Source organism: Geodermatophilus sp. SYSU D01186 (genome assembly GCF_054050215.1).
In genome coordinates this window covers 43,372-53,685 of the sequence record NZ_JBJGYW010000033.1, presented here as the reverse complement: position 1 = coordinate 53,685, position 10,314 = coordinate 43,372, and the positions used below count along the sequence as shown (strand labels likewise).

10 protein-coding genes are annotated in these 10,314 nt (G+C 74.0%); 6 read left to right on the top strand and 4 right to left on the bottom strand.

Going from position 1 to position 10,314, the window contains the following annotated elements:
• The 4 genes from ACI784_RS20705 to ACI784_RS20690 all read left to right on the top strand — a co-directional run.
• Window positions 1-617, top strand: a 617-nt coding sequence (locus ACI784_RS20705; protein ID WP_457014733.1) for a zinc-binding dehydrogenase, incomplete at its 5' end; no start/stop codon positions are given.
• Entirely contained in the window at window positions 614-1,198 is a 585-nt protein-coding gene (locus ACI784_RS20700; protein WP_456925731.1) for an MBL fold metallo-hydrolase, read from the top strand. The genes ACI784_RS20705 and ACI784_RS20700, both read left to right, overlap by 4 nt.
• Window positions 1,188-2,114 (top strand): methylenetetrahydrofolate reductase, encoded by a 927-nt coding sequence (locus ACI784_RS20695; RefSeq protein WP_456925729.1) that lies wholly within the window; start codon window positions 1,188-1,190, stop codon window positions 2,112-2,114. Before ACI784_RS20700 ends, ACI784_RS20695 begins: the two co-directional genes overlap by 11 nt.
• Window positions 2,111-3,016, top strand: coding sequence for an MBL fold metallo-hydrolase (locus tag ACI784_RS20690; RefSeq protein ID WP_457014732.1), 906 nt, complete (start codon window positions 2,111-2,113; stop codon window positions 3,014-3,016). The genes ACI784_RS20695 and ACI784_RS20690 overlap by 4 nt, the downstream gene beginning before the upstream one ends.
• A gap of 58 nt (window positions 3,017-3,074) precedes the next feature.
• Here ACI784_RS20690 and ACI784_RS20685 read toward each other — a convergent pair whose 3' ends face one another.
• Window positions 3,075-4,196, bottom strand: a complete 1,122-nt coding sequence (locus ACI784_RS20685; protein ID WP_457014731.1) for an aromatic ring-hydroxylating oxygenase subunit alpha — start codon at window positions 4,194-4,196, stop codon at window positions 3,075-3,077.
• A gap of 508 nt (window positions 4,197-4,704) precedes the next feature.
• The gene (locus ACI784_RS20680; protein ID WP_457014730.1) at window positions 4,705-5,457 is read right to left on the bottom strand and encodes an IclR family transcriptional regulator; all 753 of its coding nucleotides are present in this window, start codon (window positions 5,455-5,457) and stop codon (window positions 4,705-4,707) included.
• A gap of 176 nt (window positions 5,458-5,633) precedes the next feature.
• On the opposite strand from ACI784_RS20680, the gene ACI784_RS20675 reads away from it, so the two are divergent.
• Window positions 5,634-5,954 carry a bifunctional 3-phenylpropionate/cinnamic acid dioxygenase ferredoxin subunit gene (locus tag ACI784_RS20675; protein ID WP_456925725.1) on the top strand — a complete coding sequence of 107 codons (321 nt, stop codon included), beginning with the start codon at window positions 5,634-5,636 and terminating at the stop codon, window positions 5,952-5,954.
• Window positions 5,951-7,123 (top strand): NAD(P)/FAD-dependent oxidoreductase, encoded by a 1,173-nt coding sequence (locus ACI784_RS20670; protein ID WP_456925724.1) that lies wholly within the window; start codon window positions 5,951-5,953, stop codon window positions 7,121-7,123. Before ACI784_RS20675 ends, ACI784_RS20670 begins: the two co-directional genes overlap by 4 nt.
• On the opposite strand, the gene ACI784_RS20665 is transcribed toward ACI784_RS20670, so the two are convergent.
• Together ACI784_RS20665 and ACI784_RS20660 are read right to left on the bottom strand one after the other, a co-directional pair.
• Complete coding sequence (locus ACI784_RS20665) at window positions 7,100-8,374, bottom strand: MFS transporter (protein WP_457014727.1); 1,275 nt, start codon at window positions 8,372-8,374, stop codon at window positions 7,100-7,102. The two genes, ACI784_RS20670 and ACI784_RS20665, sit on opposite strands and share 24 nt — an antisense overlap.
• A gap of 60 nt (window positions 8,375-8,434) precedes the next feature.
• A complete protein-coding gene (locus ACI784_RS20660) occupies window positions 8,435-10,261 on the bottom strand; it encodes a BCCT family transporter (protein WP_456925690.1) in 1,827 nt (608 codons plus the stop codon).
• Window positions 10,262-10,314 lie beyond the last annotated feature (53 nt).

Below are 10,314 nucleotides of genomic sequence, written 5' to 3'. Positions count from 1 at the left end.
TGCTCGGCTGCGGCGTCATGGCCGGCGTCGGCGCCGCGATCAACACCGGTGCGGTCAAGCGCGGCGAGAGCGTGGCGGTGTTCGGCTGCGGCGGCGTCGGTGACGCCGCGATCGCCGGCGCGAAGCTCGCCGGCGCGACGACGATCATCGCCGTCGACATCGACGACCGGAAGCTGGAGTGGGCCCGCCAGCTGGGCGCCACCCACACGGTCAACTCCAGGCAGACCGACGCGGTGGAGGCGATCAAGGGCCACACCGGCGGCTTCGGCGTGGACGTCGCCATCGACGCCGTCGGCCACCCCGCGGTGTTCGAGCAGGCGTTCTACGCCCGCGACCTGGCCGGTCGCGTCGTCCTCGTCGGCGTCCCGACCCCGGACATGACGATCGAGCTGCCGCTGATCGAGGTCTTCGGCCGCGGCGGTGCGGTGAAGTCCTCCTGGTACGGCGACTGCCTGCCCAGCCGCGACTTCCCGATGCTCATCGACCTGTACCTGCAGGGCCGCTTCCCGCTCGACCGGTTCGTCACCGAGGCCGTCGGCCTGGACGACGTCGAGGAGGCCTTCGACAACCTGCGCCGGGGTGAGGTGCTGCGCTCCGTCGTGGTGTTGGACAAGTGAGCGCCCGGACCGAGCGTCTCCTCGTCCCCGGCCCGGCCGGGCAGGACGCCGACACCAACGTCTGGTTGGTCGGCGACGACGACGAGGTGCTCGTCATCGACGCCCCCCACCGCGCCGAGCCGATCGTCGAGGCGGTCGGCGGACGCACCGTGACGGCGATCGTGCTCACCCACGGGCACAGCGACCACATCACCGCCGCCGTGGCGCTGCGCGAGGCCACCCGCGCACCGATCTGGCTCAACGCCGCCGACCTCCCGCTGTGGCGGAGCGTCCACCCCGAGGCGCTGCCCGATCAGCCCGTCGGCCACTGCACGCCCTTCTCCGTGGCCGGGACGCGGTTGCTCTCGATGCACACGCCGGGCCACAGCCCGGGCAGCACCTCGCTGTACGCGCGCGACCTGGACACCGTCTTCACCGGGGACACGCTGCTGCGCGGGGGCCCCGGTCACTCCCCCGGCGACCGGACGTCGATCCGGCACTCCATCCGCTCGTGTCTGCTGACCCTCCCCGGGGACACCGTCGTCAGGGCGGGCCACGGCGAGGACACGACCGTCGCCGCGGAGGTGTGCCGTGTCGGTTGAGACGTCCGGCGCGCCCACGGGCGCGGGGTCCCCGCCTCGGGACGGGGGCCGGCCGGCGCGGCGGTCCCGCGCCGCGGTGGAGCGGGCGCTGCGCGGTGCGAGCTACGAGGTCCTGCCGCTGCGGGGCGCCGAGGAGGCGGTCGTCGAGTCCGTCCCCCGCACGGTGCCCCTCACGGTGACGGTGACGGAGGCGAAGGGCCTGGCGCCCACGCTCGAGCTGGCCGAGCGGTTGTCCGGGCACGGGTTCGACGCGACGCCGCACCTGGCCGCCCGGCTGGTCAGGGACCGTGCCCACCTGGCCGACGTCACCGCCCGCCTCCGCGCCGCCGGCGTCGACAGCGTGTTCGTCGTCGGCGGTGACGCGGCCGAGCCCGCGGGGGCGTTCCCCGACGCGCTCAGCCTCCTCCTCGAGCTGGAGACCGCCGGCCACTCCTTCCGGCGGGTGGGGATCGGCGGCTATCCCGAGGGGCACGGGCACATCAGCGCCGAGCTCATCGAGCAGGCACTGGAGCGGAAGGCCCCGCACGCGACGCACGTCATCACCCAGCTGTGCTTCCACCCGTCGACGACGACGGCGTGGGCACGTCAGGTCAGGGCACGCGGCGTCGACCTGCCGATCCGGGTCGGGCTCCCCGGTGCGGTGACGCGCCAGAAGCTGGTGCGCATCTCGGCCGGGCTGGGGCTCGGGCAGTCCGCCCGGTTCCTGCTCAAGCAGCACAGCCTGTTCTGGCGCTTCTTCCTCCCGCACGGCTACCGGCCGGACCGCCTGGTCGAGCGTCTCGCACCGGCCCTCGGCGAGCCGGGGCACGGCCTGCAGGGCCTCCACCTGTTCACCTTCAACGAGGTGGCGCGGACCGAGGCGTGGCGGCAGGCCTGGCTGACCCGCCTGTCGGACACCGGCAGCGACGACCGGTGAGCGGAGAGCCCGCGGCGTGCGGGGACGTGTCGTACGGGGGTGTCACCGTCCTCGCCTCACCCGGAGGCGGCCGCTACCCCGGCGGGAACTCCCTGCTGGTCCGGGGCAGCAACGGCACCGTGCTGGTCGATCCCTCGACCGAGGTCTCCCGGCGCGGCGGGGTGCCGGCCGCGGTGGACCTGGTCGCCGTCAGCCACGCCCACGAGGACCACCTCACCGGGCTCTCCCTGTTCGCCGACGTCCCGGTCCTCGCCCATCCCGCCGAGGCGGCCGCCGTCCGGTCCCCCGAGGCCCTGCTCGCGGGCTTCGGGGTTGGCCCCGACGAGGCCACGGTCCTCCGGGAGCAGTTCCGCGACACCTTCTCCCTGACCGGGCACGGGGAGGTCGGCACGTTCGAGGACGGGGAGGTGCTGGACCTGGGCGGTCGCACCGTGACCGTCGTCCACCTGCCCGGACACACGGCGGGTCACTGCGGCTTCCTCGTCGAGCCCGACGGCTTCCTGTTCCTCGCCGACGTCGACCTCACGTCCTTCGGCCCCTACTACGGCGACCTGTCGAGCAGCCTGGAGGACTTCGAGAGCTCGATCGCGCGCCTGCGGGACGTCGAGGCGCGCTGGTACGGGACCTCCCACCACGTCGGCGTGGTCGAGGGCAGCGCGGCCTTCCTCGGCATGCTGGACCGGTTCGCGGCGGTCATCCGCCGTCGGGACGACGTGCTCCTGGACCTGCTGCGGCAGCCGCGCACGCTCGAGGACGTCGTCGCCCACCGGCTGGTGTACCGCCCCCACGTGCGGTCGCCGCTCGTCGACGCGGTCGAGCGGCGCACCGCCCTCCTGCACCTGGAGCGACTCGTCCGCCTCGGCGCGGTCGCGGCCACCGGCGACGGCTACGTCGTCGTCTGACGGAGACGGCTCCGGGGCCGGGAGGACGACGTCCCCCCGGCCCCGGAGCACCGGTGGTTCAGCGCCCCAGGCGCTGGGTGAGCCACTCGTGGAAGGCACCGATGTGGTGCTCGGAGGGCACCAGCACGCCGCCCTTGGCGTAGGCACGGGAGGACATGGCCGGCTGGGTCCGCTCGCAGGCGGCGAAGTCCTGCTCGTTGACCCGGTGGAACAGCTCCACCGAGCGGGACACGTCGCGGCCCGACTCGACGACCTCGTGGGTGTACAGCCAGTCGCACTCCACGATCGTCCGGTCGGCCGAGACCGGGAACATGCGGTGGAAGATGACATGGTCGGGCACGAGGTTGACGAACACCGTCGGCTTGACCGTGATGGCGTAGTAACGGCGGTCCTGCTCCTCGTCGACACCGGGGAGCCGGTCGAAACCCTCACTGCCGTCGACGGTGAAGCCCTTGACGTCGTCGCCGAACTCCGCCCCGTGCCCGACGAAGTACTGCGCCGCGTAGCCGTCGGCGAACTCGGGCAGCACCTCGGTGAGCTCCGGGTGGATGGTCGCGCAGTGGTAGCACTCCATGAAGTTCTCGATGATCAGCTTCCAGTTGGCCTTGACGTCGTAGGTGACGCGGCGGCCGACGGACAGCGAGTCGAGGTCGTAGTGGTCGATCGCCTCCACGCTGCCGAGGCGCTCGACGATCTCGCCCATCACGCTGTCCTCGAAGGACGGGGGCTCCTTGGCCAGGCACACCCAGGCGTAGCCCAGCCACTCCCGCAGCGCCACGTTGACCAGGCCGTACTCGGCCCGGTCGATGTCGGGCATGTTCTTCAGGTTCGGGGCCGCGATCAGCTTGCCCTCGAGGTCGTAGGTCCACGCGTGGTACGGGCACCGGAAGGCCCGGTTGGTCGCGCCGGAGTCCTCCGTGCAGATCTGCGCGCCGCGGTGCCGGCAGATGTTGAGGAAGGCCCGCAACTGCCCGTCCCGGCCGCGGACCACGAGCACGCTCTCGCTGCCCACCTGCACCTTCTTGAAGGAGCCGGGCTTGGCCAGGTCACTGGACCGCACGACGCAGAACCACATGTCCTCGAAGACGTGCGACTGCTCCAGCGCGAAGACGCCGGGGTCGGTGTAGTAGTGGCCCGGCAGCGTGGAGATGAGGCTCGCGGGCTGTTCGGTGGTGGTCATACGGCACCTCGGGGTTCCGTCGGCGATCTGCGGGACGCCGGAAGTCGGACACAGGTCTGCGACTAGCCACGGTCGCCGTCCGCCAGCAAGCTGAGGACGACCGGTGTGTTTCACATTACAGAGCGAGTCGCGCTCTACGCAACAACCTGTTCCGCCACGAATCCCATGGGGTCCTTCTCGGAGCGTCAGCGCCGCCGACGCGGGGTGCGCAAGCAGGGAGCACCGGACGCCGCGCGCCCACCCGTCGCCGTCCCGCCGACGTCGTGCGCGCAGGACGTGCTCCCGACGCCGCCCCCGCGACGCTCTGTGCACAGAGCGCGCGCACCGACGCCGTCCCGTCGCCCCCCTCCGCCACCCCGTGGACGCTCGGCGCCGACCTCGCCGGTCACCGCTGTGTGCACACGACGTCCTCTCGACACCGCCGCGTCGACGGTGTGCGCACAGAACGCGCACCGGGCACCGAGCCCGGACGCGCGGACGCGCGCGGCCGGCAGCGCCCGGCCGGGAGTCAGCGGGACTGTGCGAAGTAGCCCAGCCGCCGGCTCAGCTCCTCGGCACCGGACTGCACCCGCCGGGCCAGCCTCGGGAAGTCCTCCTCGGCCATGCGGAAGGACGGCCCCGAGACGCTGAGCGCCGCGACCACGTCCCCGTCCGCACCGCGGACGGGTGCGGCGACCGCGCTGAGCCCGACCTCGAACTCCTCGACGGTGGTGCCCCACCCCTGCTCCACGATCCGGCCGAGGTCCTGCCGCAGCACCTCGGGATCGGTGATCGTCGCGGGGGCGAAGCGCGGCAGCTCCCGGGAGAGCACGTCCTTGCGGACGGCGTCGGGCGCGTAGGCCAGGAGCACCTTGCCGCTGGAGGTCGCGTGCAGCGGGGTGCCCTGCCCGACCCAGTTGTGCGTGCTGAGCGCGGCCGGCCCGCGGACCTGGCTGACGTTCACCGCGCGGTCGCCGTCCAGGATCGCGATGTTCACCGTCTCCTCGAGGTCGGCGGCCAGCGCCTCGCAGATCGGCCGCCCCTCCCGGGCGATGTCCAGCTGCGCGGCGGCCGCGCCGGCCAGGCGCACGACCCCGAAGCCCAGCCGGTACTTGCCCCGGTCGGCCAGCTGCTCGACGAAGCCGCGGCTCTCCAGTGCCGCCACCAGCCGGAAGGCCGTGGACTTGTGCACACCGAGCTCGGCGGCCACCTCCGTGACCCCGGCCTCCCCCTGGGCCGCCAGGATCTCCAGGACGCTCAGTGCCCGGTCGACGGACTGCACGACGGCGACCGAACCCCGGTCTGCGCTCTCACCCTGCGGCCCATTCATGACGCCAGAGTAGGCGGGCATGCCGGACGTGCCGGGTCGTCTCTTGACGCCCCCCTCCCGCGCGCGCATGCTGTTGCGCTATCAGCAGTGAGTTGCAGATACCGCAACACCGACCAGCTGGAGCGCCCATGATCCCGGTCTGCCCCACGACCGCGCTGCCGCCCGGAGAGGCGACCCGAGTCGAGGCCACCGAGCCCATCGCCGTCTTCAACGTCGACGGCGACTTCTACGCGATCGACGACACGTGCACCCACCAGGACGCGTCGCTGTCCGACGGCTGGCTGGACGGCTGCGCCGTGGAGTGCCCCCTGCACGCCTCCTGCTTCGACCTGCGCACCGGGAAGGTGTCCGGCCCGCCGGCCAAGACCGCGGTCCGCACCCACCGGGTCGTCGTCCAGGACGGCATGGTCTACGTGCAGCCCGGGATCGCCGCGGACGGTGCCGCATGACCCCCACCGTCGCCGTGGTCGGGGCCTCCCTGGCCGGCCTGTCGGCGGCGCGCGCCCTGCGGGAACAGTCCTACGACGGCCGCATCGTGGTCATCGGCGACGAGGTGCACGCCCCCTACGACCGCCCGCCGCTGTCCAAGGAGTTCCTGGCCGGCACGGCCTCGCTGGACGACATCGCCCTGGGCACGCCCGACGACGCGGACCTCGGTCTCGAGTGGCGGCTGGGCCGCCGGGCGGTCGGCCTGGACCGCACCGGCCGCTCGGTGCTCCTGGACGACGGCAGCGAGCTCCGCGCCGACGGCGTCGTCCTCGCCACGGGCGCCCGGGCCCGGCGCCTGCCCGGCAGCGAGGGGCTCGACGGGGTGCACGTGCTGCGCTCCCTGGACGACGCCGTCGCCCTCCGGGAGGACCTCGTCGCCGGCGGGCGCCTGGTCGTGATCGGCGCCGGCTTCATCGGGGCCGAGGTCGCCTCCACGGCCCGGACGCTCGGGCTGGAGGTCACCGTCGTCGAGACCCAGCCAGTCCCCCTCGCGGGCCCGCTGGGCACCGACATGGGCACGGTCTGTGCCGGGCTGCACGCCGACCACGGCACCCGGCTGCTGGTCGGCACCGGGGTCGCCGGAGTGGTCGGCACCGGCCGGGTCGAGGCAGTCGAGCTCGCCGACGGCACCCGCCTGCCCGCCGACGTGGTGGTGGTGGGGATCGGCGCCGTCCCGAACACCGAGTGGCTGGCCGACTCCGGTGTGGCCCTCGGCAACGGCGTCCTCACCGACGCGCGCTGCGCCACCAACGTCCCGGGCGTGGTCGCCGTGGGTGACTGCGCCGCGGCGTGGTCGGCCTCCGCGGAGCGGCACGTCCGCGTCGAGCACTGGACCCACGCCCTGGAGCAGCCGGCCGCCGCGGTCGCCACCCTGCTGGGCACCGGGGAGCCCGCGCCCGCCGCGGTCCCCTACTTCTGGTCCGACCAGTACGGCGCCCGCATCCAGTTCGCGGGTTCCCGTCGCGAGGGCGACGTGGCCCGCGTGGTGGAGGGCAGCTGCGCCGACCGCAGCTTCCTGGTCGTCTACGAGCGCGACGGGCAGCCCGTCGCCGTCCTCGGGATGAACCAGCCCCGCCTGTTCACCCGGTGGCGCCGGCAGCTGCGCTCAGCCGTGCCCACGCCGTCCTGACCGCTCCGCCGGCGTCGCCCGGTGACCGGCGCGCGGAGCGGCGACCGCGGCGGCCGGCACGAGCCCCGCGGCGGCGACGAGGGCGGCCGGTGTCCCGCCGGCGCCGGCGAGGACGCCGAGGAGGAGAGCCCCGACGGCCTGGCCCGTGGTGAGGGCCATGAACAGCAGAGCCGTGGCCCGCGCGGCGGCCCCGGGCACCAGCCGGCCACCCCAGACGATGAGCACGCCGCTCAGGGCGACGAAGCCGCAGCCGAACAGCGCGAACGCCACCGCGGCGAGCGGCACCGACCCCGGCCGCCAGGCGAGCAGCGCCGTCTCCGCGGCGGCCGTTCCCGCCGACACCACCCAGGCGGCGGGGAGGCCGGCGCGGCGCACGAGGCTGCCGCCGCAGCCGCCCAGGAGGGCGGCCCCGCCCAGCAGGCACCACAGCAGCCCGGTGACCCGGGTGGACGGTCCACTCCCGGTCGTCGCCTCCGGACCGAACGTCCACACCCCGGCCCCACCGGCGCCGGCGAGCAGACCGGCGGTCAGCGCGCGCCCGAGGCGCAGCGGTCGCGGTCCGGACGCCGGCCCACCGGGAGCGGCCGAGGGCGGGCACCAGCAGGCGGAGCGGTCGGTCCACCAGGTCACGAGCAGCGCGGCGGCGGCGAAGCCGAGCCATGCCCACCGCCACTCCTCCGGCCAGGCCAGGACCACCAGACCGCCGATGCCCCCCTCCGCCCCCGTGCCGCTGTTCACGACCGCCTGGGACCGCGGCTCGGCAGACGGGGACACCGTCCCGGCCACGGCGGCCACCAGCGCCGGGCTCGCGGCACCGGCACCGCTGCCGGCGACGAGCGCCCCGATCGCCAGGACCGGTACCGCCTCCGCGGCGGAGACCACCAGCGAGCCCCCCGCCGCCATGAGGCCGGCCCACCACAGGGCTCGACGCGCCCGCCCCCGGCCGACCAGGTGCAGGCCAAGGACGGCCGCGACGCAGTAGGCGAGGTAGCCGCCTGCGGAGATGCCGCCCGCGACCCCGGGGTCAGCCCCTGGTCCGCATCGGACCCCGGCAGGTACAGGCCGAACCCGTATCTGCTGTCCTTTACGACGGCGCGCTGGCCCGCCTCGCGCGCCGGGCCACCACGTCCGGCCTGGAGACGGGCGACCCGGTGCACCGCGCCCGGCAGATGGCGGCGGACTGGCTGGTGGGGCGGCTGCGTCGCGCTTGAGCGGGGCGCGGGGGCCCGCGAAGCGACGGACGAGAGCCACCCGGCACCGGTGCGGGGGGGGCGCGGCGGGTGCCGGGAGGCTCTTCCCCCTGGGGGCTGGTCAGTCCCGCGGGTCCTGCGGGCGGCCGATGGCCTCCGCCGTGGGCTGACTCGGCGCGGGGACGGGCGGGGTCCCCTCCTGCACCACGTAGTTGCCGCTCGGGCTGACGACCCGCCGGTCGGGCGGCTGCGGGGCCGCCGACCCCGCCGCCACGCCTCCGGCGTCCGGGCTCCGGGACGGCTCGACCACGATGACGAAGTCGTCGCCGTGGCGGGTGATGCCGTCGACGACGGCCTGCTCGATCGCCAGGTGGGCGTAGTTGCCGCGCAGGATGATCGGGTCGTGGCGGAGGTCCTTGACCAGGCTCACGGCCATCGCCGCCATCACCAGCGCGAACGGCAGGGCCGCGATGATCGTCAGGTTCTGCAGCCCCGTCAGGGCGGCGCCGTCCTCCCCCAGCAGCAGCATGATCGCGGCCACCGAGCCCATCACGACGCCCCAGAAGACGACGACCCAGCGGCTCGGCTCCAGGGTGCCGCGCTGCGAGAGCGACCCCATGACGATCGACGCGGCGTCCGCACCGGACACGAAGAAGATCGCCACGAGGACCATCACCAGGATGGTGGCAGCGGTGGCCAGGGGGTACTGCCCGAGGACGGCGAACAGCTGCCCCTCCGTGGTGCCCTGACCGGCGACGTCGATGCCGTCGCGCTGGGCGGCGATCCCGGCCCCGCCGAAGACGGCGAACCACAGCAGGCTGACCAGGCTGGGCACCAGGAGCACGCCGGTGACGAACTGCCGGATGGTGCGGCCGCGGCTGATCCGGGCGATGAACAGCCCGACGAACGGCGTCCAGCTGATCCACCAGGCCCAGTAGAAGACCGTCCAGCCGCGCAGCCAGGTCGCCATCGGGTCGCCGCCGGTGGCCTCGGTGCGCGCGGCCATCTCGCCGAGGTCGGAGAAGTAGCTGCCGACCGCGTCGGGGATCAGGTTGAGGATGAAGATCGTCGGCCCGAGGACGAACACGAACACGGCCAGCAGCAGGGCCAGGACCATGTTGGTGTTGGACAGCCACTGGATGCCGCGCTCGATGCCGGAGACGGCCGATGCGACGAAGGCGGCGGTCAGCACCGCGATGATCCCGACCAGGATGCCGTTGCCGACGTCCCCGGCCCAGCCGAGGATCTCCACGCCGCTGCCGATCTGGAGGGCGCCGAGGCCGAGGGAGGCCGCCGACCCGAACAGCGTCGCGAAGATGGCCAGGACGTCGATGACCCGGCCGGCCGGACCCTCGGCCCGCCGCCGGCCGAGCAGCGGGATGAAGGCGGAGCTGATCAGCTGACGGCGGCCCTTGCGGAAGGTGCCGTAGGCGATGGCCAGCCCGACGACGGCGTACATCGCCCACGGGTGCAGGGTCCAGTGGAACAGCGTGGTCGCCATCGCGGTCTGGATCGCCTGGGCGCTCTCGGCCTCGGTCGTGAGCGGCGGCGGGGCCACGAAGTGCGACAGCGGCTCGGCGACCCCGAAGAACATCAGCCCGATGCCCATGCCTGCGCTGAACATCATCGCGATCCACGAGATGGTGCGGAACTCCGGCCGCTCGTCGTCACGACCCAGCGGGATCCGCCCGTACTTGCCGGCCGCCAGCCAGATCACGTAGATGACGAACGCCGAGGCCAGCAGCACGAACAGCCAGCCCAGGTTGCCGGTCACCCAGCCGAGCACAGAGCCGCTGACCGTGCCGAGCCCGGTGGGGGTGGCGAACCCCCAGACCACGAAGCCCAGCGCCATGGCCGCGGCGATGGCGAACAGGACCCGGTCCACGGCCCAGTGCCGGTCGGCGACACAGGGTGGCGTCTCGGCGATCGCGGGATGGCACTCGGCCACGGAGTCCTCACCACCGGGGCCGGGGAGGCGCTCCTCCGCCACTCGGCCCGCGT